General features: G+C 70.6%; 18 protein-coding genes and 1 pseudogene. 13 read left to right on the top strand and 6 right to left on the bottom strand.

The features are described from left to right. Nucleotides 1–19: 19 nt before the first annotated feature. The 6 genes from rfbB (at nucleotide 20) to G4D85_RS34605 (ending at nucleotide 4,383) form a co-directional block, all read left to right on the top strand. Nucleotides 20–1,045: a dTDP-glucose 4,6-dehydratase gene (gene rfbB, locus G4D85_RS34630; RefSeq protein ID WP_164018363.1), complete on the top strand. Its 1,026-nt coding sequence runs from the start codon at nucleotides 20–22 to the stop codon at nucleotides 1,043–1,045. A 4-nt stretch (nucleotides 1,046–1,049) separates the two neighbouring features. Continuing rightward, complete coding sequence (locus tag G4D85_RS34625) at nucleotides 1,050–1,952, top strand: SDR family oxidoreductase (RefSeq protein WP_164018362.1); 903 nt, start codon at nucleotides 1,050–1,052, stop codon at nucleotides 1,950–1,952. Between the two features lie 15 nt (nucleotides 1,953–1,967). Next, nucleotides 1,968–2,849 (top strand): glucose-1-phosphate thymidylyltransferase RfbA, encoded by an 882-nt coding sequence (rfbA, locus tag G4D85_RS34620; protein WP_164018361.1) that lies wholly within the window; start codon nucleotides 1,968–1,970, stop codon nucleotides 2,847–2,849. Continuing rightward, on the top strand, nucleotides 2,846–3,397 hold the full coding sequence (rfbC, locus tag G4D85_RS34615) for a dTDP-4-dehydrorhamnose 3,5-epimerase (RefSeq protein ID WP_164018360.1): 552 nt from the start codon (nucleotides 2,846–2,848) through the stop codon (nucleotides 3,395–3,397). Before rfbA ends, rfbC begins: the two co-directional genes overlap by 4 nt. Nucleotides 3,398–3,404: 7 nt before the next feature. Beyond that, nucleotides 3,405–3,938, top strand: a complete 534-nt coding sequence (locus G4D85_RS34610) for a DUF3592 domain-containing protein (protein WP_164018359.1) — start codon at nucleotides 3,405–3,407, stop codon at nucleotides 3,936–3,938. Between the two features lie 103 nt (nucleotides 3,939–4,041). Then, nucleotides 4,042–4,383, top strand: a complete 342-nt coding sequence (locus tag G4D85_RS34605) for a sigma factor-like helix-turn-helix DNA-binding protein (RefSeq protein ID WP_164018358.1) — start codon at nucleotides 4,042–4,044, stop codon at nucleotides 4,381–4,383. A gap of 15 nt (nucleotides 4,384–4,398) precedes the next feature. On the opposite strand, the gene G4D85_RS34600 is transcribed toward G4D85_RS34605, so the two are convergent. Next, nucleotides 4,399–4,698, bottom strand: coding sequence for a hypothetical protein (locus tag G4D85_RS34600; RefSeq protein WP_164018357.1), 300 nt, complete (start codon nucleotides 4,696–4,698; stop codon nucleotides 4,399–4,401). Nucleotides 4,699–4,904: 206 nt separating this feature from the next. Next, complete coding sequence (locus G4D85_RS34595; protein ID WP_164018356.1) at nucleotides 4,905–5,207, bottom strand: Mpo1-like protein; 303 nt, start codon at nucleotides 5,205–5,207, stop codon at nucleotides 4,905–4,907. Nucleotides 5,208–5,534: 327 nt separating this feature from the next. Between G4D85_RS34595 and G4D85_RS34590 the strand changes: the two genes are divergently transcribed. The 5 genes and pseudogenes from G4D85_RS34590 to G4D85_RS50885 all read left to right on the top strand — a co-directional run. Further along, on the top strand, nucleotides 5,535–6,593 hold the full coding sequence (locus G4D85_RS34590; RefSeq protein WP_164018355.1) for a zinc-binding dehydrogenase: 1,059 nt from the start codon (nucleotides 5,535–5,537) through the stop codon (nucleotides 6,591–6,593). Nucleotides 6,594–6,749: 156 nt separating this feature from the next. Continuing rightward, a complete protein-coding gene (locus tag G4D85_RS34585) occupies nucleotides 6,750–6,938 on the top strand; it encodes a hypothetical protein (protein WP_164018354.1) in 189 nt (62 codons plus the stop codon). A gap of 162 nt (nucleotides 6,939–7,100) precedes the next feature. Continuing rightward, nucleotides 7,101–7,679 (top strand): TetR/AcrR family transcriptional regulator, encoded by a 579-nt coding sequence (locus tag G4D85_RS34580; RefSeq protein ID WP_164018353.1) that lies wholly within the window; start codon nucleotides 7,101–7,103, stop codon nucleotides 7,677–7,679. Between the two features lie 76 nt (nucleotides 7,680–7,755). Further along, entirely contained in the window at nucleotides 7,756–8,508 is a 753-nt protein-coding gene (locus G4D85_RS34575; protein ID WP_164018352.1) for an SDR family oxidoreductase, read from the top strand. A gap of 258 nt (nucleotides 8,509–8,766) precedes the next feature. Further along, a pseudogene (locus tag G4D85_RS50885) lies at nucleotides 8,767–9,450 on the top strand (helix-turn-helix domain-containing protein); the annotation flags it as partial. 705 nt (nucleotides 9,451–10,155) lie between these two features. Here the strand turns inward: G4D85_RS50885 and G4D85_RS34560 are convergent. From G4D85_RS34560 to G4D85_RS34545, 4 genes are read right to left on the bottom strand one after another with little or no spacing between them, the layout of a single operon-like run. Next, nucleotides 10,156–10,746, bottom strand: a complete 591-nt coding sequence (locus tag G4D85_RS34560; protein WP_164018350.1) for a DUF4291 domain-containing protein — start codon at nucleotides 10,744–10,746, stop codon at nucleotides 10,156–10,158. A gap of 28 nt (nucleotides 10,747–10,774) precedes the next feature. After that, the gene (locus tag G4D85_RS34555; protein ID WP_164018349.1) at nucleotides 10,775–12,685 is read right to left on the bottom strand and encodes a serine/threonine-protein kinase; all 1,911 of its coding nucleotides are present in this window, start codon (nucleotides 12,683–12,685) and stop codon (nucleotides 10,775–10,777) included. Between the two features lie 4 nt (nucleotides 12,686–12,689). Further along, nucleotides 12,690–13,682, bottom strand: coding sequence for a tetratricopeptide repeat protein (locus G4D85_RS34550; RefSeq protein WP_164018348.1), 993 nt, complete (start codon nucleotides 13,680–13,682; stop codon nucleotides 12,690–12,692). Continuing rightward, nucleotides 13,672–15,237, bottom strand: a complete 1,566-nt coding sequence (locus tag G4D85_RS34545) for a PEGA domain-containing protein (RefSeq protein ID WP_240359660.1) — start codon at nucleotides 15,235–15,237, stop codon at nucleotides 13,672–13,674. Before G4D85_RS34545 ends, G4D85_RS34550 begins: the two co-directional genes overlap by 11 nt. A gap of 250 nt (nucleotides 15,238–15,487) precedes the next feature. Between G4D85_RS34545 and G4D85_RS34540 the strand changes: the two genes are divergently transcribed. Continuing rightward, nucleotides 15,488–16,552, top strand: a complete 1,065-nt coding sequence (locus tag G4D85_RS34540) for a YihY/virulence factor BrkB family protein (RefSeq protein ID WP_164018347.1) — start codon at nucleotides 15,488–15,490, stop codon at nucleotides 16,550–16,552. 379 nt (nucleotides 16,553–16,931) lie between these two features. Next, complete coding sequence (locus tag G4D85_RS34535; RefSeq protein WP_205525837.1) at nucleotides 16,932–21,254, top strand: chitobiase/beta-hexosaminidase C-terminal domain-containing protein; 4,323 nt, start codon at nucleotides 16,932–16,934, stop codon at nucleotides 21,252–21,254. The last annotated feature ends 42 nt before the right edge of the window (nucleotides 21,255–21,296 follow it).

The following is a 21,296-nucleotide window of genomic DNA, read 5'->3' as shown; positions in this document are numbered from 1 at the left end:
CACCCAAGGTTCGCGGGACATGAACGTACTGGTGACTGGCGGCTGTGGCTTCATCGGCTCCAACCTCGTGAAGTACCTCCGCCGTGTGCGGCCGGGTTGGACGGTGGTCAACCTCGACAAGCTCACGTACGCCGGGAATCTGGAGAACCTCTCCGAGCTGGAGGGTGACCCCCAGCACGTCTTCGTGCGCGGCGACATCGGCAACCGCGAGCTCGTCGAGCACCTCATGGCGGTGCACTCCATCGACGCGGTGATGCACCTGGCCGCCGAGAGCCACGTGGACCGCTCCATCCTCGGCCCCGAGGTCTTCGTCACCACCAACGTGCTGGGCACCCAGCAGCTGCTGGAGGCCAGCCGCGCCCGGGGCGTGAAGCGCTTCCTCATGGTGTCCACCGACGAGGTCTACGGCTCCCTCGGCCCCACCGGCGCCTTCACCGAGACGTCGCCCCTGCAGCCGTCCAGCCCGTACTCGGCCAGCAAGACGAGCTCGGACCTCATCGCCCTGGCGTACCACCACACCTTCAAGCTGGACGTGGTCGTCACGCGCTGCTCGAACAACTACGGGCGCTACCAGTTCCCCGAGAAGCTCATCCCCCTCATGGTGGTGAACGCGCTGCACGACAAGCCGCTGCCCGTGTATGGCGACGGTGGCAACGTGCGCGACTGGCTCCACGTGGAGGACCACTGCCAGGCGCTGCTGCTGGCGCTGGAGAAGGGCCGGGCCGGCGAGGTCTACAACATCGGCGGCGGGGCGGAGCGGCGCAACATCGAGATTGTGAAGGCCATCCTCGGGCTGGTGGGCAAGCCGGAGTCCCTCATCCAGTACGTGAAGGACCGCCCCGGACATGACCGGCGCTACGCCATCGACCCGACGAAGATGCGCACCGAGCTGGGCTGGACGCCCGCGCACACCTTCGAGCAGGGCCTGGCGGAGACGGTGCGCTGGTTCGTGGACCACCCCGCCTGGTGGGAGCGTGTCATGAGCGGCGCCTACCGGCAGTACTTCGAGTCGCAGTACCGCTCGCGCCTGCAGGGGAAGGCCTGACGCCATGCGCTTCCTCGTCACCGGCTCCAACGGCCTGGTCGGCAGCCGCGCCTGCACGCTGCTCCAGCAGCGCGGGCACACGGTGGTGGGGCTGGGCCGGGGCGCTCGCCGCACGGGCGGCGACTACGGCTACGTGGCCGTGGACCTGACGCGCGAGGCGGACGTGGCGTCCGCCATCGAGGCCGCGGCGCCCGAGGTCATCCTCCACTGCGCCTCCATGACGGAGGTGGACGCCTGCGAGAAGGACCCGGAGGCCGCCTACGCCGGCAACGTCACCGCCGCCGCGGCGGTGGCCCGGGGCGCTCGCAAGGCCGGGGCGCACCTGGTGCACGTGTCCACCGACTACGTCTTCGACGGCGACGCGGGGCCCTACGACGAGGCCGCGCTGCCCAACCCGCGCGGCGTCTACGCGGTGACGAAGCACATGGGCGAGCAGGCCGCGCGGGTGCTCGCGCCCGGGTGCGCCATTGCCCGCACGGCGGTGGTGTACGGCTGGCCGCCGGTGGAAGGGCGCATGAACTTCGGCGCGTGGCTGGTGACGTCGCTGGAGAAGGGCGGGCCGGTGCGCCTCTTCGAGGACCAGGTGGTGTCCCCCAGCTTCGCGGAGAACGTGGCCGCCATGCTGGTGGAGCTGGGTGAGCGGCGGCTGGGCGGCGTGTGGAACACGTGCGGCGGGACGGTGATTGACCGGGTGGGCTTCGGCCTCGCGCTGTGCGAGGTGTTCGGCTTCGACGCGAAGCTCATCGCCCCCACGCGCATGGCGGACCTGAAGCTGCCGAGCCCCCGCCCCCTGAAGAGCGGCCTGCGCACGGACAAGGCCCGTCGCGAGCTTTCGGTTCAACCCATGGAGCTGGCCGAGTCGCTGGCGCGCTTCCACGCCGCGTGGCGAGCCGCGCGGGGACACTGACTTTCCGAGGTGGATATGAAGGGCATCATTCTCGCCGGCGGTTCGGGCACGCGGCTGTACCCCCTGACTCGCGTGGTCAGCAAGCAGCTGCTGCCCGTGCACGACAAGCCGATGATCTACTACCCGCTCAGCACGCTGATGCTGGCGGGCATCCGCGACGTGCTGGTCATCTCCACCCCGCAGGACCTGCCGCGCTTCCGCGAGCTGCTGTCCGACGGCGCGCAGTGGGGCATGCGCTTCAGCTACGCGGAGCAGCCGAAGCCGGAAGGGCTGGCCCAGGCGTTCATCATCGGCCGCGACTTCGTGGGCCAGGACAACGTGTCGCTCGTCCTGGGTGACAACATCTTCTACGGCCACGGGCTGGTGGAGATGGCCCAGCGCGCGGCGAAGCGGACCACCGGCGCCACCGTGTTCGGCTACTACGTGAAGGACCCGGAGCGGTACGGCGTGGTGGAGCTGGACGCCAACCACCGCGCGGTGAGCCTGGAGGAGAAGCCGGCGAAGCCGAAGTCCAACTATGCCGTCACCGGGCTGTACTTCTACGACAACCAGGTGCTCGACATCGCCGCCAACCTCAAGCCGAGCAAGCGCGGCGAGCTGGAGATCACCGACGTCAACGCGGAGTACCTGCGCCGGGGGCAGCTGGACGTGGAGCTGATGGGGCGTGGCTACGCGTGGCTGGATACCGGCACGCACGAGTCGCTGATGCAGGCGTCCAACTTCATCGAGATCATCGAGCGGCGGCAGGGGCTCAAGGTGGCTTGCCCGGAGGAGATTGCCTTCCGCATGGGCTACATCGACTCGCAGCAGCTCGTCACGCTGGCGGAGCCGATGCGCAAGAACGAGTACGGCCAGTACCTGCTCGCGCTCGCGGAGAACCGGGGGGCGGTGTCGTGAAAGTCACCCCGCTGGAGCTGCCCGAGGTGCTGCTGTTGGAGCCGAAGGTGTTCGGCGACGACCGGGGCTTCTTCATGGAGACGTTCCACGCGAAGCGCTACGCGGAGGCGGGCATCCCCGGGCCCTTCGTGCAGGACAACTACTCGCGCTCGGCGAAGGGCATCCTGCGCGGGCTGCACTTCCAGGAGCCCCAGGCCCAGGGGAAGCTGGTGCAGGTGCTCACCGGCGCCGTGTACGACGTGGCCGTGGACGTGCGGCGCGGCTCGCCCACGTTCGGCAGGTGGTCGGCGGTGGAGCTGTCGTCGGAGAACCGGCGGCAGCTGTGGATTCCGCCAGGGTTTGCCCACGGCTTCTGCGTGCTGAGCGAGTACGCCGACTTCCACTACAAGTGCACCACGCTGTACGCGCCGGAGACGGAGCGTGGGGTGCTGTGGAATGACCCGGATTTGGGGATTCCGTGGCCGGTGACGGAGCCGCTGCTGTCCGGGAAGGATGCTCGGGCACCGCGGCTCAAGGATGCTCCGGTGCTGCCGGTGTTCGGGGGCTGAGCTTCACATGCTGGCGTCATTCCTGATGCTCTCGCCCATCTTGCTCATGCTGATCGCCGGCCTCGGCGTGGCGTGTTACTTCTTCTATTCGCACGCGCAGACGCAGCGCCTCCGCGAGCACGGAACAGCCGGCGAGGCCACCATCCTCCGGATGGAGCGCACGTCGATGCGGATCAACAAGAGTTACGTCTACGACTTCCTGCTGGAGTTCAAGGTGCCGGGCCGCCCCGCGTACACGGTGCAGCACCGCAGCCGGGCACATGATTGGAAGGCATTCATCCTGGAGCCCGGCATGCGCCTCAAGGTGAAGGTCGACCCGAACGACCCACAGCGGTTCGTCGTCCTGGGGCCCGTCGAGCAGCAGCGCCCCCAGAGCATCCAAGCCCTCCTCGCGGGGGCTGCTGGATATTCCGAGGCCAGAACCCTGGCTCCCTCGGACCCGGTCAAGGCCTTGAAGGACCTCCAGTCGATGCTGGACGGCGAGCTCATCACGCAGGGCGAGTACGAGCAGAAGAAGGCGGAGATTCTCTCGCGGATGTGAAGCGCCCTGACGACACGATGGACGCGGCGGCCCGCTGCGCCTGGGGCACCGCGGCCGGCTGGTCGCCCTCAGCGGCGGGGGCGATGGCACCCGGGAGGAAGACATGAAGCACCTGGAGCACAACGAGCCCGACCCGGAGCGACGTGCCTTCGGCCGCGAACTGGCGCGGCACCTGGAGCAGACCCTCGACGGGTTGCCAGGCATCTACCGCACCATCTTCATGCTCCGGGAGGTCGAGAAGCTGTCCACGGCGGAGACCGCCGAGGCGCTGGCAGTCAGTGAGGCCGTGGTGAAGACGCGGCTGCACCGGGCCAAGACGCTCGTCCGCGAGCAGCTGGCGGCCCGACTCGACGACCCGTTGGAGGAGGCCTTCGCCTTCCAGGCCCCTCGCTGTGACCGGGTGGTGGCCGCCGTGCTCGAGCGCATTGGAGCGGGCCGGCGTTGAGCATCGCGCCAGGGCCTACAGGCGATTGTCCAGGGTGCGCAGGTCGTTGAACCTGAACGTGATGCGTCCGAACGAGCCGTCCTTGATGTGGGCCGCGGAGATGAAGCTTCCGACCTGATGGGTGTGCAGCACGTAGCCCGTCGAGCCAAAGGTGCTCGTCCGGACCGAGTACTCCCGGCTCATGCCGAAGAACGTCCCTACGTTCGCGTTGAGCTGCTGGTCGCGCTGGGTGTGGTACCCGCTGACCTCGTGCAGAGAGAGTTCCCCGTTATCCATCGCCGCGAAGAACTCCGCTTCAGAATCGTACCACGCCATGGCTGGCCACTTTCCGTAAGGCTCCCGTGCACACACGGGATAGGACTGGCTGTGAAGCATAGGGCAAAGCGCGTGGCGGCGGCAGGACCCTGAGCCATTCCTTCATTTCGCACGCTACCGGGGACGCAGCAGGTTGGTTCGGGGAAGACCTGACCGCACGGCACACCCAGGTGCGCAGGCCCTTCATCGTCTCGCTCCGAGCGGCGTCAGGCCCGGCCTGACACCTTCGCCGCCCACCACCGCAGGCCCACGAAGAGGAAGCGCCAGTCCTTGAGGAACTCGGGTGGCTTGCGCTCGAAGGCGTGGCCCGCGAACTGGAAGACCCAACCCACCACGAAGAGCCCCGTGGGCAGCTTCCACAGCCCCGGGACGAAGGGTGAGGCCACCGCCAACGGCACCGAGGACGCAATCATCGGGATGCCCACGGTGTGACAGAAGCGGTTGACCGGGTGCGTGTGGCTCTTCGAGTACTCCGAGATCCACTCTTCCGAAGTGCGGTTGCCGAGCATGCGCTCACGCTATGCACTGGTGGTCATGGCAGGCAGGCGCACTCTTGAGGCCCGCCTGTCCTCCTTGCGAGCAGGCGCCTGACAGCGCACGCGCGGGAGCCAGGAGCGGGGCCAGCGCCGCTGCAGTTGTCGGTTCCGCTCTGCGAAACAGCGATGCGGATGTTCGAGGCTGAGCGCTCGCGTCTGCGTTCCTCGCCCACGACTTCCATGAACGCTACTAGCATCCGGCCTGCCCGGGGCTCGGCGGGCTGACGGCTCCCGTCGCGCTCCATCGCCGGTTGGCGCCCGCCCGCTGGGGACGAACGCTGCTGCCAGGAGGAGCTGACCATGAGTGGTGCCCACCAGCGGATGATGCGGGCCGCGCGCTTCGATACCGCCGCCCGGACCCTGACAGTGCAGGACGTGCCGGTGCCCACGCCCGGCCCGGGTGAGGTGCGGGTGCGGGTGAAAGCCTGTGGCATCTGCCTCTCGGATGCGCACCTCCTCGACGGCTCGCTGAAGTCCCCGTTGCCCGTGGTGACTCCGGGGCACGAGGCCTCCGGCGTCGTCGACGAGGTGGGGCCCGGAGTGCCGCCGCACTGGGAGCCGGGGCACCGCGTCGCCATGGCCGGGGGCAGGCCGTGCGGGCGCTGCGTGAAGTGCGCCAACGGCCGGCTCCAGGAGTGCCTCGCCTTTCAAATCATGGGCTTCCACTACGACGGCGCCTGGGCCGAGTACGTCGTCGTGCCGTACTTCGCGCTGTCCACGATTCCCGACCACCTGCCCTTCGAGCAGGCCGCCATCCTCGCGGACGCCGTGGCCACGCCGTACGCGGGCCTGGTGGAGCGCGCACAGCTGCGCCCCGCGCAGTCCATCGGGCTGTGGGGGATTGGGGGCCTGGGCGTCCATGCGGTGCAGATTGCGCGCATGGTGGGTGCGGCGCCCATCCTCGCCTTCGACACGAACGAGGCGGCACGCGCGCGGGCCCTCGAGTTCGGCGCGGACGCGTCGTTCGACCCGCGCATGCCGGAGTTGAGGAAGAAGGTGTTCCAGTACACCGGCGGGCTGGGCCTGGACGTGGCGGTGGACCTGGTGGGCGCGAACAGCGTGCTGGCCCAGGCCGCCTCATGCCTCGGCCGCCACGGCCGTGCGGTGATGGTGGGCCTCTCACCCGAGCCCATCCAATTGGGGCCGGGCGTCGTGTTCGGCGTCCAGTCCCACGCGATGCTCGGACACCTCGGCTACGAGAAGAAGCACCTGGACGAGCTGGTGACGCTGGTGGGCACGAAGCGCCTGGACGTGTCCCGCTCCGTGACGGCGACGCTGCCGCTGGAGGACGTCGCTCGCGGCGTGGAGCGGCTCGTGAAGAAGGAGGGCAACCCCATCCGCCTCGTCGTCACGCCCTGAGCCTGTTGGGGCAGGGCGGCTGGTTGAATGAACCATGGGGTGCTGGGACTTTCAACCCATGGTTGAGGGACTGTGGCGCCGCGACGTCCAGGAGTTCCTACCCATTCCTGGAGGCGGCTCGTTTGGGCATTCCCCTCCAGGGAATACGCTTCAGGGATGACGAATCGCATCACCCAGGCCCTCCCAGCGGATGCGCTCGAAGCGGTGGACTCCCTGCTCCTCGCCAGACAGCACCTCTACGCCATCAGGCTCCTCAAGGAGCGGACAGGCTGTTCACTCCCCGCGGATGACAGCCTGCCGCGCTGGTGGGACTCCCAGCTGTCGGAGCCCGGCTCACGCCCGTGAGGTAGGACACGAAGCACTCCAGGCCCCAGGCCTGGGACTCTCGCACCGCGCTGCCTGGAATACGGGCTGGCCTGCTGACCTGTCCTCGCCGATTCGGCCGCCCCGGCGGAGCGGAGGCCGTATTTATTGACTGGATGGTCCGGATTCATTACCCATGACGGCATGGCGCGGACCAAGGAATTCGACCGTGAGGAAGCGCTCGACCGGGCGATGCAGGTCTTCTGGGACAAGGGCTACGAGGCAACGTCGCTGAGCGAGCTGCTCGAGGCCATGGGCATCGCCAGGCAGAGCCTCTATGACACCTTTGGCGACAAGCACGCGCTGTTCCTCGAGGCGCTGGACCGGTACGAGACCCACCGGGTGGACCAGCTGCGCTCGTGCCTGGAGACCGCGCCTTCCGTGACGCGCGCCTTCCGGGACATCTTCGAGAGCATCGTCGACGAGAGCGAGTCCGAGAAGCGTCGCGGCTGCATGGGCGTCAGCGCCGTGGTGGAACTGGCTCCGCATGACCGTGAGCTCGCGAAGAGCATCGCGGCGCGGCAGCGGGGCCTGGAGGCCATCTTCTTCCGCGCGCTCGAACAGTCGCGTGAGCGGGGCGAGCTGGCGCCTTCCAAGGACACCCGGGCCCTCGCTCGTTTCCTCGTGGGCGCGCTCCAGGGGCTCCGCGTTGCCGCCACGGCGGACCCGAAATCCGCGGCGCTCCGCGACATTGCTCGCATCTCACTGCAAGCGCTCGAATAGGTGCTGACCGCCGGAGGCGGGGGCACGCGTTCGTTCGGCCGTTAATAGACTGATTGGTCTGAAAAAGGAGCGGGTCATGGCGAAGAAGCTGGAGGGAAGGGTGGCGGTCATCACGGGCGGGACGAGCGGAATCGGGCTCGCGGCCGCGAAGCTGTTCCACGAGGAGGGAGCTCGGGTGGTGGTGACGGGCTCGACAGCCGAATCGGTAGAGAGGGCCCGCGTCGAGCTACGGGGCATCGCCGACGTGGTGAAGTCGGACGTGGCCGACGGTTCCCAGGTCCGCTCCCTGTTCGAGTACGTGAAGCGCGAGCTCGGCGGGCTGGATGTGCTGTTCCTGAACGCTGGAATCTCAAGGTCCGCCCCGTTGCTCTCCATGGACGAGGCGACGTTCGACGAAGTCTTCCGCATCAACGTGAAGGGGCCGTGGCTCGCGCTTCGCGCCGCGCTGCCCGTGTTCCGCCGGGGCGGCACCGTCGTCCTCAATACCTCGATGACGAACAGCATGGGCATGCCGGGGACGAGCGCCTACGCCGCGTCGAAGGCCGCGTTGCGCTCCCTGGCTCGCACGGCCGCGGCCGAGTTCCTGGAGTACGGCGTGCGCGTCAACGCCGTCAGCCCGGGCCCGACGGACTCGGGCATCATCTCGAAGGGCGGGCGGGCACCCGAGGACGTGGCGGCCATCGAGCGGGCCCTCATCGCCCGGATTCCGCTGAAGCGCATGGGCAGGCCCGAGGAAATCGCCCGGGCCGCGCTGTTCCTTGCCTCGGAGGACTCCTCCTTCATGACGGGCGAGGAAATCGTCGTTGATGGCGGGATGACCCGGCTCTGACGCGACTTGCGCATCCGGCCGGGAGTGCGGAACGCGGCAGGCCGCCGAAGCGCTCTCGCTGGGAAGGCCTGCCGGGTGGCCTGGCCGACAGGTGTTGGTTGCGGAGCCCCTTCGCCGGGGCTCGCCTTCCGCGTGGCACATCCAAGCGCGCCGACTCCGGAGGGCCTCGCCAGGCTCCCATGGCCCTCGGGCGAAACACCGCTGCTCCCGGAGAGCCGCAAGGGCCTACTGCCCGGGGCGTTGCTGGGGCGTCACCTCATGTCGGGCCCACAGGCCGGAGCATTTCTGGGGACGTCACCCCATGGTGGGGCCACCATCCGGGGCGTTGCTGGGCGCGTCACCTCATGCCGGGCCCACCACCCAGGGCGTTTCTGGGGGAGTCACCCCATGGTGGGGCCACCATCCGGGGCGTTGCTGGGCGCGTCACCCCATGTCGGGCCCACCACCCGGCTCGTTTCTGGGGGAGTCACCCGGTGTCGGGCCCACAACCCGGCGCGTTGCTGGAGGAGTCACCCGGTGTCGGGCCCACAACCCGGGGCGTTGCTGGGCGCGTCACCCCATGTCGGGCCCACCACCCAGGGCGTTGCTGGGGGAGCCACCCGGTGTCGGGCCCACCACCCGGGGCGTTGCCGGAGGAGTCACCCGATGTCGGACCCACCCGGTAGACAGGTGCCGGTGGAAGGAACGTTCCTTCCGCGGAGGCTCCTCTCCCGAGGGGAGCGAAGCGGAAGGACGTCTCGTTCGCGGCAGCCAATCGCCCGAGGGGCGGGAAGGGGGAGGGGGATGGATTTCCTGGAGATGATGCACGCCGAGTCCATGCGCGAGGCGGCGGCGCTGTTGGCGCGGCGGGGCTACGACAACGTGCAGGCCGCGGGGCTGGCCGAGGCCATGCGGATGTCGGTGGGCTCGCTGTACCGGCGTTACGGCAGCAAGCTGGGCCTGGCTCTGGCAGTGCGCGACTTCACCGAGAAGGAGCTGAGCTACCACGTGGAGGTGGCCTTCCTGTTGAAGCACGGCAGGCCGGGGGTGGACTTCGCCCAGGCCTTCCTCACCTTCTGGTGGGAGCTGGCCAGGTGGGCGCTGAGGCATCCGGGCCTCTTCAACTTCACCTTTCTGCACTGGCATGCGCAGGCGTATGGGCCGCACTCGCCCCCCGCTCCCGCGCCACGGGTGGCCGGGGCGCTCATCCCGCAGCAGTCGTACGGTGGGGCGACGCGGGCGCTGGTGCGCCAGGTGCTGGAGAAGGGCGCGCATGAGGGGGCGCTGGCACCCGGCTGTGCCCAACTGGGCGAGGGGCTGGTGTGGGGCGCGCTGCTGGAATTGGCGCGCGCGGCGCAGCAGGGCGAGAAGGTGGGCGAAGCCGAAGTGCTTGCCCCGGCGCGTGCCCTCTGGCGTGCCCTGGTGCGCGAAGGAGACTCCGGCCCCCGAGGCGCGGGCACTCCGTCTGGCGAAGACTCCGGCCCCCGAGGCGCGGGCACTGCGTCCCCAGGCGAAGACTCCGGCCCCCGAGGCGCGGGCACTGCGTCCCCAGGCGAGGACTCCGGCCCCCGAGGCGCGGCCGCTGCGTCCCCAGGCGAGGACTCCGGCCACCGAGGCGCGGGCACGTCATCCTCAAGGCGCACTGAATGGGCAGCGCCTCGCGTCGGACTACATCCCCAGGCGCTGCGCGAGCTCCACGGGCACGGGGTAGACGCGCTCGGGCGGGCACAGGCGGGCGGCCTGGTCCGCGCGCCCCTCGTCGAGCAGGCGGCGCATCTTCTGGACGCGCGGTGTGAGGTCCTCGATGGAGACGGTCCACGCCTCCACGAAGCGGGAGATGACAGTGCGCCCCAGGCCCACCTGGATGCTGTCATGCGGGAGGCCGGCGCCTCGCAACGTGCGCTCCGGGTCCCACTGCACGTGGACGGACGCGGACTCGAAGGCGCGGCGCCAGGCCTCGGGCGTGCCGTGGACGCGGGGCTCGAAGGCGGTGAGCACCGCGAGGCTCAGCGCCTCGTGCCAGCCCTCGCGCCGGATGCGCACCGCGAGCGTCCGCTCCTGCCCGCTCTTGCGGCCCCAGTTCGAGCGGTGCATGAGCCACAGGAAGCTCGGCTTTATCCACGTCATCCGGCCCACCGAGAAGGGCGGGCCGAACTTCTGCTGCTTCACCGCCACGTCCGCGATGGCGTCCGGATACGCCTGGTACATCACGATGGATACGCGGTCGTGGTCGGCGCGTATCTCTCGGGTGCCGGGCATGGACGGACGAGGGCCGGAAGCCCTCGGGCTAGTTGGCGGTCTCGGGCGGGAGGTTGTCCTGGCAGCGCTGGAGGCCCTGGACTGCCCAGCGCCGGATGCCCTTGTCTGTCGGGGTGCGGCTGGCGTAGTCCTTCTTCAGCGCCTTGTAGAGCTTGATGGCCTTCTCACAGTCGCCGTCATTCTCCATGCCACGTGCACGGGCCAGCCGCTTCGAGACGTCCTCCATCTTCCGGCCCAGCTCCGCCAGCTTCGGCTCCACGGCGTCCAGCTCCAGCTCCCGGGCCCGCTCGAACTTCTGGAGCGCCTTGTCCAGCTCGCCGTTCGCGAAGTCGTCGCCAATCTCGATGAGCCGATTCCTGGCCCGCTCCCGCTGTGCTTCCTCGGAGCCAGTGTTCGCCACGGCCTGTTCCTCCGTGGGCTCGGACGGGGGCGGGGGCTCGGCTGGCGGCGGGTGCCCGGGCGGCGGCGGGTGCCCGGCCAGCGGCGGGGGGCCGGGCGGCGGCGGGTGCCCGGGCGGCGGCGGGTGCCTGGGCGGTGGCGGGTGCCCGTCCGGCGGAGGGTGCCCCGCCGGCGACGTGGGCGCTTCCGGAGCGACGGCGGCTTCCAGCCCTGGCGTGGACGGGGCAGGGGACACCGCCCCGCCCTGGCCCCGGATGGCCACCACGCCGGCGCCGCCCAGGAGCAGCACCGCGGCCATGCCAATGCCCATCGCCAGGCCCGTGTGTGAGCGCTTCGGCGGCGCGTACGGCGAGGCCGCGTGCGCTGTCTTGTCGAAGCCGGCCTGCGCCGAGGGCGCGGGCTGCGTCAGCGGAATCGGCGCCATCCGGCCCGTGTTGTACTGCCCCCCGTGCCCCGGCTTGGGGACGACGGCGGCGCCCCGCACCAGCGTGGCCTCCGAGCCATCGCCGTAGACGAGCGTGCCCGAGCTGCTCTCCTCGGCCGGCGCGCCCTTCACCACCGGATTCACGCCGCTGATGGGCTTGCGGTTGGTCAGCGTGGGCAGCGCGTTGCTCAGGTCCGAGGCGAAGGCCTCCATCGTCGCGTAGCGCTCCACGCGCTTCTTCGCCGTCGCCTTCTGGATGACCGCGTCGATGGCCGGCAGCTGCAGGTCCGGCACCACGTCCCCCAGGTGGGGCATGGGCTGGTTCACCTGCTTCTGCATGATTTCGGCGACGCTCGTCCCGTCGAAGGGCTGGTGCCCGGTGAGCAGCTCGAAGAGCACCACGCCCACCGCGTAGATGTCCGCGCGCGCGTCCACGTCCAGGCCCATGGCCTGCTCGGGAGACATGTACCGGGGCGTGCCCGCCACCGCGCCCTGCACCGTCAGCCTCGTGGCGCCGTCACTGATGCGGGCGATGCCGAAGTCCAGCACCTTCACGTGCCAGCCCCGCATGCCCTGCCGGACCATGACGTTCTCCGGCTTCAAGTCACGGTGCACCACCTGGCGCGCGTGCGCGTAGGCCAGCACGTCCGCCACCTGGAGGATGATGTCCGCGGCCTCGTGCACCGCCAGCCGCCCCGCGTTGGCCAGCAGGCGCTTGAGGTCGTCTCCCTCCACGTACTCCATGGAGATGTAGAGCGTGCCCTCCTCGTCCTGCCCGAAGTCGTGCAGCGTCACCGCGTTGGGGTGCGCCACGCGTGCGTAGCTCTTGGCCTCGTTGAGGAAGCGCCGCGCGACGTCCGGGTCCAACGACAGGCCGCTGTTGAGGAACTTCATCGCGACCTGCTGGCCGATGCCCACCTGCTCCGCCAGGTACACCGAGCCCATGCCGCCCTGGCCCAGCCTGCGGAGGATGCGGTAGCGGCCGTGGACGATGCGGCCCAGCATCCGGTCCACCGGCTGCGCCACCGTCAGCAGCTCGGTGCCGCTGCACGCGGGGCATGAGCCGCCCCAGGTCTCGTACTGCGCCTCGCACCGCTGGCAGATGTAGAGGGCCATGATGTCAGCGCGCCGCCGTGGGGTAGCGCTGGAAGAGGATGCGCTCCAGCTCGCGGGCTCCGGCCTCCGGGGACTTGCGCTTCGCCACCTCCGCGCGGAGCACGTCCGTGCGCGAGTCCGTCGGCAGGTCCGCCTCCATCACCGCCAGGGCCCCGCCCAGGTCGCCCCCCCGCTGGAGCGCGGCGGCACGCCACACCCGGTACTCCGTGCGGTCCGGCGCCGCCGCCGCCGCCTTCGCGAACAGGCCCTGCGCCCGGGCGGAGTCGCCCGCCTGGAGCACCGCGAGGCCCTCCAGGAACGGCGCCTGCGCCGTCGCCTGGGCCGAGGGCTCGCCCGTGTCCCGCGCCAGGTCGAACAGCGTGCGCGCCTCGTTCAGTTGCTGGGGCGGGAGCGTCTCGCCGGCCAGGGCGCGGCGGTGCAGGTCGTCCGTCGCCGCGCGGCTCGCGGCGTTCAGCCGGTGGCCCATCTCCCCCAGGTCCATGCCCAGGTAGCCCTCCGACACCAGGGTGGTCAGCATCTCTCCCGCGGAGTCGGGGCCCACCAGCTTCCCGTCCTCCAGCGCGGCGAAGAAGCCGGCCTTCAGCTCCACGTGGCGCGCCGTCAGGTCCGGCGGCACCTTGTTCTTCTTCTTCTTGCGCCACGCCTTGAGCTGGCGCTCGCACAGCTCCATCTCCCGCTGCGCCTTGGCGCGGTCCTGGATGTCGGGGGCGCTGCGCAGGTAGGCGCGGTACGCGGTGCAGGCGGCCGGGACTTCCTTCGCGCCCAGGCGCGCCCGGGCCAGGCCCAGGTACGCCGGCAGCAGCGAGGGGTTGGCGCGCGTGGCCTTCAGGTACAGGCCCGACGCGTCCGCGTAGCGCTTCTTGTTGTAGAGGCGCGTGCCCTCGGCCACCAGCGCGTCGGCGTTGCCCACCGAGGAGCCCACCAGCGGCTCGGCCGCGGCCAGGCCGCACCAGAGCAGCGCACCCATCAGCACCCAGCGACGCGGTTCAGAACGCATAGCCCAGCCCTCCCCGCAGGTTGCTCGTGCCGGCAATCTTCTTCAGCAGCGTGAAGCCGTGCTGGTAGCCGGCGGAGGCGTAGAGCCCCTCGTAGATGAAGATGCGCGCGGTGGCCTGTCCGGACGCGTGCAGGTCCACCGCGTAGAAGCCGTCGTCGAACGGGTCGCCGTCCTGGCGGTTCTGCTCCTCGAGCTGCAGCCCGCGGACCTCCAGGCCCGCCTGGATGGCGAAGGACACGGGGCCCACCACGTAGCGAAGCTGCGGCTGGAGCGCGCGCACCGACAGCATCCGCGCCTTCGCCCCCAGCGAGTCGCCGTCCTGCCTCACCCGGTCTACCCAGGCGCCCGCCGCCCCGTCGGGAAGGCTGACGCCCATCGTCCAGGTGTCGCCGGTGGTGTAGTAGGTGGCGCCCACCAGCAGGACTCCGAAGTACTGGCCGTAGCGGCCGTACTCGATGCCCAGGCCCATCATCTTCCGCGAGCCCGGAGCGCGAACGTCCAGGGTGCGGACGGCCTTCAGGTCCGCGGAGGCGCTCATGGGCTGCGTCTCCACGCCGGTGCCGGTGAGGCTCAGCATCTCGTAGGAGGCCTCCAGGTAGCTCTGCCGCGCCATGGTGGCAGCCTGCCGCCGGCGCATGGCCAGCTTGAAGGCCTGCATGGACGTGGGCTTCATCGTGTGCTCCAGCGAGTACGTCGCGCCGGGCGCAATCTCCGCCTTCACGTCGTGCGGCTCGTAGCCCTCCAGCACCAGCGACAGGGTGCGCGTGCCGGGCTGGATGCCCTGGTCCACCGCGTCCGTGCCCACCTGCTTGCCATCCACGAGGATGTGCGTGCCCTCCGGCCAGGCCTTCACCACCAGCCGCGCGGGCACCTTCTCCAGCGCGGGGCGCAGCCGCACCTGCTCGCGAGAGGCCACCACCCGCGTCTCCTCCTTCGGCAGGTGCGAGGCCAGCTCGAAGCGGAAGGTGTGCTCGCCCGGGAGCACCTCGGTGGAGAAGGGCGTGGTGCCCACCTTCACCCCGTCCACGAAGACGGTGGCACCGGGCGGCTGCGTCACCGCGTCCACCGTGGCGTTGAGGGAGAGGAACTTCACCAGCACGCCGGCCAGCGCCTTCTCGAAGGCGGGGTTGGCCGTCTCCGCCTGGGCGCGCGCGCCGGTGTCCGAGCGCACGCTGACGGCACGGAAGCGGTAGCCGGCGTCGTCCTGGCCGACCTGTACCAGCACCACCCGCTCCAGCCCCAGCGAGCCGAGGTACGTCTCCAGCGGCTCGCGGCAGCGCGCCTCGCCGGAGACACACGCCAGGTCGCCATTGCGGCCCTGGAGGAAGCCCGCGAGCGCCCCGCGGCCGATGACCTGCCGCGCCTTCACGTCCTGGGGCAGCAGCGCGACGATGCCGTCCTCGGTGCGCTTCACCAGCGCGTCCTGTCCCGGATACAGGGCCTGGACGAGCCACAACGTGTGCGCGGGGGCCTCGGCCTGGGTGCCAGGAGGCAATCCGGGTGCGGCGCTGGCGGTCAGGGCCAGGCTGACACTCAGCAGACAGGTGACGAACATGGCGTCCTCGGGGAGGGCCGCCCGCGCTCCCCGCGAGCCGCCCTCCCACGGTGTACGCCAATGAACGCTCCCGTGCCTAGGGGGGACAGGGTGACCCCACCTCTGTTTTCCACGGAAGGTAGCTTTTACAGGCGCCCAGGCCCGCCTGCCCTGCGGGCGCCCAGGCGGTGGCCCGGCGCGGGGAGGCTCCGGGAGGTGTGGGGAATGCGCATCGTTCCCCAGGTCACAACACCTGTGAGGAGGCGGCGGAATGGTGCTCCCGGGCAAGGGAATGGGCTGGCTGGAGTTCTTCAAGGCCCTGAAGGCGGAGTGGACGCGCGACGACGTGGGGGATGTCGCGGGGGCGCTGACGTTCCGGGCCATCCTGGCGCTCTTCCCGTTCCTGCTGTTCCTGGTGTCGCTGGCGGGCATCATCATCGACCCCGCCCAGGCGCAGACGCTCATCCAGGAGCTGGAGAAGGTGGCGCCCAAGGAGGTGACGACCATCCTGGGAGACCGCATCAACGCGCTGGCGGAGAGCAACCCGGTGGGGCTGCTGACCATCGGCGGCGTGGGCGCCGTCTGGGCGGCGTCCAGCGGCATCGTGGCGCTGATGGACTCGCTGAACACCGTCTACGGCGTGAAGGAGTCGCGGCCGTTCTGGAAGACTCGCGGCGTGGCCCTGCTGGTGACGCTGGGTGGCGCGGCGGTGGCCATCGTCGCGGCGTCGGCCATCATCGTCACCCCGGTCATCGCGGACAAGCTCGGGCCCGCGGGGCCGGTGCTCACCTGGCTGCGGCTGCCCACCGCCGGCCTGGTGGTGATGTTCCTCTGGGCGGTGCTGTACTACGTGCTGCCGGACGTGGAGCAGAAGTTCCGGTTCATCACCCCGGGCTCCGTGGTGGGCGTGCTCATCTGGGTGATTGCCTCGTGGGGCTTCTCCAAGTACGTGGCCAACTTCGGCAAATATGACGTGAACTACGGCGCCATCGGCGGCGTCATCGTCATGCTGCTGTGGATGTGGATTTCGGCGCAGGTCATCCTGCTGGGCGCGGAGATCAACGCCATCCTCGAGCACCGCTCTCCCGACGGGAAGGCGCCCGGCTCGAAGGACGCGGAGGATGGCAAGGTGGTGACGGCCACCAAGGGCGAGCTGGAGGCGGGGGGAGCCCAGCTTCCCGGCTCGCGTGAGTTCCGGCCCGCATTGGACCCGCGCACCGGGCAACCGGCCACGGCCACGCCGAAGCTGAGGCAGACGCCGCTGGCCGCCGCCGCGCGCTGGGCCGCCGGCCTGGGCCTGGGCCTGTTCCTCGTGCGCCGCAACACCGCGCGGTAGCCGCGCGGCGTCGTCTTCCCGAAGGGCCCCGGCTCCCTCGCGCACCTCGCGCGATGGGGTCGGGGCCTCGTTGCGTTCGGAGAGCAGGCGAGTCGCTGTCCGGGCACGGCCGTGTCGCGTTTCCGGGACGTGGGCGAGCGTCCGTGACGTTCTCTCCGGGCGCCTTCACCCAGGGGAGGGAGTGCCGGGTGGGCACGGACCCCGGCAGGTGCTTTCGCCGTGAGTGCACCGGCTTGCGACGGCCCCCGGCCGGGTGACACCCTGCGCGGCTGTCAGATGGGCAACGTTCAATCCGTTGCTCCGTCACGGCCTCCTCGGACACGTCTTCGCGGAACGCAATTCCGAGGTGGAGGGGGCCGCCCTGCATCCTGGAGCCATGATGTCCCTGAATCCTTCCTGGTCGCTCCGCTGTGTCGCGGCGCTGCTCGTCGCACAGCTCGTGAGCGCCTGTGGCGGTGGCGGCACCGACCCGAACCCCAATCCGACTCCCCAGGACACGGCGGCGCCCACGACGCGGGCCACGCCCGCGGGGGGCAGCTTCACCCGTCTGGTGGCGGTGGCGCTGGCCTGTGACGACGGCTCGGGCAGCGGCTGCGCCGCGACGTACTACACGCTGGACGGCTCCACGCCGGGCACCGGCTCCACGCGGTACCGCGAGCCCTTCACGCTGAGCGCCACCACCACGCTGCGCTTCTTCTCCGTGGACACGGCGGGCAACACGGAGGCCGCGAAGAGCGAGCAGTACACCTTCACCGGCACGCAGGACATCGCCGCGCCCACCACCACGGCCACCCCGGCGGGCGGGGCGTACAACAGCCCCCGCAGCGTGGCGCTGACGTGCAACGACGGCACCGGCAGTGGCTGCGCGGCCACGCACTACACGCTGGACGGCACCGTGCCGACGGAGGCGTCGACGCGCTACACGGCGCCCCTGGCCATCTCCGCCACCACGACGCTGCGCTTCTTCTCCGTGGACGTCGCGGGCAACGTGGAGGGCACGCGCTCGGAGCGCTACGTGCTGGACACGGAGGTGCCCACGGTGTCCGCCTCGCCGCGCGGTGGCACCTTCGGCGGCTCGCGCGTCGTCGCGCTGGCGTGCGACGACGGGAATGGCTCCGGCTGCGCCGCCCTCCACTACACCACGGACGGCTCCATCCCCTCGGAGGCGTCCGCCCGCTACTCCGCGCCCATCAGCCTGACGGCCACCACCCGGCTGCGCTTCCTGGCGGTGGACCGGGCGGGCAATGCGTCCGAGCCGGGCTCGGAGCTGTACACGCTGGACGCCACGGGCCCTGTCTCCACCGCGACGCCCCCGGGCGGCACGTACGCCACCACCCAGCGGGTGACGCTCACCTGCGATGACGGCACCGGCAGCGGGTGCGCCACCATCCACTACACCACGGACGGCTTCGCGCCGACGCGCGACTCGGCCCAGTACCAGGTCCCCGTGCAGCTCTTCGCCAACACCGTCCTGCGCTTCTTCGCGGTGGACGCCGTGGGCAACGCGGGCAGCGTGCAGACGCAGACGTACACCATCGACACCGCGGCGCCGCTGACCTCGGCCACCCCGGCGGGTGGCACGTTCGGAGGCGACACCCAGGTGTCTCTCGCCTGTGACGACGGGCAGGGCGGCAGCGGCTGCGCGGCCACGCGCTACACGCTGGACGGCACGTCGCCGGGCGACACGTCGCCCCTGTACACGGGGGCCCTCACCGTGACGTCGTCCGTCACGCTGCGCTTCTTCTCCGTGGACGCGGCGGGCAACCGGGAGCCGGCCCGGGCGGTGTCCTTCACCTTCGACAGGACGGCCCCCACCACCACGCCGAGCCTGCGCGGTGGCAGCTTCGCGGGCCCGCAGACGGTGTCGCTGGCCTGCGCCGACGCGGGCGGCAGCACCTGCGAGGCCACGTACTTCACCACCGACGGCGCTCCGCCCTCGACGTCCTCGACGCGCTACACGGCGCCGCTGAGCATCTCCGCCAACACCACGCTGCGCTTCTTCTCCGTGGACGCGCTGGGCAACGCCGAGCCCGCGAAGTCGGAGACGTACGTCATCGACGCGACGCCGCCCACCACCACCGCCACGCCCGCGGGGGGCAGCTACCGCGCGGCGCAGGACGTCGTGCTCGCGTGCAGTGACGGGGCGGGCGTGGGGTGCAGCGGCTCCATCCGCTATACGACGGACCCGGTCGCGCCCACGGGCAGCTTCCTGGCGTACACCGGGGCCATCCGCATCAGCGCCAACACCACGCTGCGCTTCTTCTCGCAGGACGGGGTGGGCAACGTCGAGGCGGTGAAGTCCGCGGCGTACGTCATCGACACGGTGGCGCCCACCGTCGCCGCCAGCCCCCGGGGCGGCGCCTTCTTCACCCAGCAGACGGTGACGCTGACGTGCAACGACGCGGGCAGCGGGTGTGCCTCCATCCACTACACCGTGACGGGCGCCACGCCGGACACGGGCTCACCCCGCTACCAGGGGGCGCTGACCGTCTCCACCAACACGACGCTGGCCTTCATCGCCGTGGACGCCGTGGGCAACACCAGCCCGGTGGTGGTGGAGACGTACACGTTCTCCTCGGACACCACCGCGCCTGTCACCACGGCCAGCCCGGCGGGCGGCGCGTACCCGAGCGCGCGGAGCGTGACGCTGACGTGCGTGGACAACGGCGGTGGCAGCGGGTGCGCCGGGACGTTCTACACGCTCGACGGCACCGAGCCGTCGACGGCCAGCACGCGCTACACCGCGCCCTTCACGGTCTCCACCTCCACCCAGGTGCGCTTCCGCTCCGTGGACACCGCGGGCAATCTGGAGGCCTCGAAGAGCGTGTCGTACGTCATCGACGCCGTGGCGCCGGTGACGCAGGTGACTCCGGCGGGCGGCTCGTATCAGGACCCCGTCACCGTGACGCTGTCATGCTCGGACACGGGCAGCGGCTGCCGCGAGACGCGCTACACCACGGACGGCACGGCGCCGAGCGGCTCCTCGCCCCTGTACACCGAGCCGCTCACCTTCACCCAGACCACCACCCTGCGGTTCTTCTCCGTGGACCAGGCGGGCAACGCGGAGGCGGCGCGGCAGGAGGCCTACGAGCTGCCCTTCTCCAACGCCGACGCCTCGGCGCAGCTTGCCGTCGTGCGCGGCGCGATGGACGGGCCGGTGCTCGTGTCGGTGGATGGCGCCTTCATCACCTACGTCAAGCCGGGCGTCGGCAACCTCGCCAATGACCCCGCGGGCTTCTTCCTCCAGGCGGAGCGCGCGGGCCCCGCCATCTTCGTGGAGGTGGACCCCACGGGGCTCTTCCCGCCTCCTCAGGCGGGCATGCGCGTGAGCATCACCGTCAGCAACAAGCGCATGGCCGGCGGCATGGTGCGCGCGAACATCTCCGCCTATCACGTGCTGTCCAGCGGCCACCTGCTGGACGCGCTGGTCCAGAACGTGAGCAACGTGGACGTGCCCTCGGTGGTGGGGGAGTACGAGGCCGAGCTCATCTCCCTCAGCGGCACCGTCACCGGGACGTTCTTCACGGCCGGCACCGGCCATTCCCAGGCGAACCTGTCGACGGTCGGCGTGCCCGAGGGCTCCGCGAACTCCAACCTGTTCCGGCTGCGCATGGTGGAGACGGTGAGGGAGCAACTCGACGTGACGCCGGGTTGCACGGTGGGGCTCCGCTCCCCGCTGTGGCTCTTCGGGACCACCACCCAGCCTTCGGTGTGGACGCCGGAGCAGGTCACCTCGCTGGTGTGCCCGGGCCCCCGCGTGACGGGCGCGCTGGCCGCGGGGCCGGGGACGGTCATCGTCCGCTTCGACCGGCGGCTCGACGTGGGCAGCGTCCTGGCCAATGGCAGCCAGTTCACCGTTGCTGGCCTGGCCGTGACGGGCGCCACCGTCGTCACCGAGCGCGAGGTGTGGGTGAGCACCAGCAGCCAGACGCCCCGCCAGAGCTACACGGTGACAGTGGCCTCCACGGTGCGGGACCCGGCGGGCACCGGAGTGGAGCCAACGGGGAACGCCGGCAGCTTCCGGGGGTACACCGCCCCGGCCGTGCTGCGCATCACCGAGCTGGCGCCCGCCATCGCTGGCGCCAACTTCGGCCGGGACCTGGTGGAGCTGTACGTCGTCCAGGGGGGCAACACGGACGGAATGACGCTTGTGGAGGCCACGCTCGCCAACCCCCTGCTGGCCACCCTGCCGGACGTCAACGTGGCCACCGGAGACGTCATCGTCCTCCACCTGAATCCGGACCGGACGACGCCGGGCGTGGACGCCCCGGGCTCGGAGACCTCCAGCAAGACGGCCTACCCCCAGGGCGTGTACGCCTCGAACTACGACACGGCCTGGGACTTCCACGGTGCCGGTGCCGGCGTCACCAACAACAACCGGGTGTTCCGCATCCGGGACGCCGTGGGGAACACCCAGGACGCGGTGGCCTTCGTCTACACGCTGCTCTCCAACCCTCCCGCCGCGTACCTGCCCCAGCTCCAGGCCATCCAGGCCGAGGGCCTGTGGCTGCCGTCCGACTGCGGCGGCGTGCCCTGCACGTACACCACGTTCCCGAGCGCCTTCGACGTCTCCGTCAACTGGAACACCGCCTTCCCCAACGGGGAGCGGACCACCACCGTGAGGCGTGTCACCTTCGGTGACTCCAATATGGCGAGCGACTGGGCCGTGGGGCCGGCCTCGCTCGGCTTCAACAACCCGTAGCGACCTCCAGGGCCCGCGCCCATCGTGCGCGGGCCTGGAGCC

The organism is Pyxidicoccus trucidator (assembly GCF_010894435.1).
GTDB lineage: Bacteria > Myxococcota > Myxococcia > Myxococcales > Myxococcaceae > Myxococcus > Myxococcus trucidator.
The sequence above is the reverse complement of the archived record's forward strand: the minus strand, read 5'-3'. Positions and strand labels throughout refer to the sequence as shown.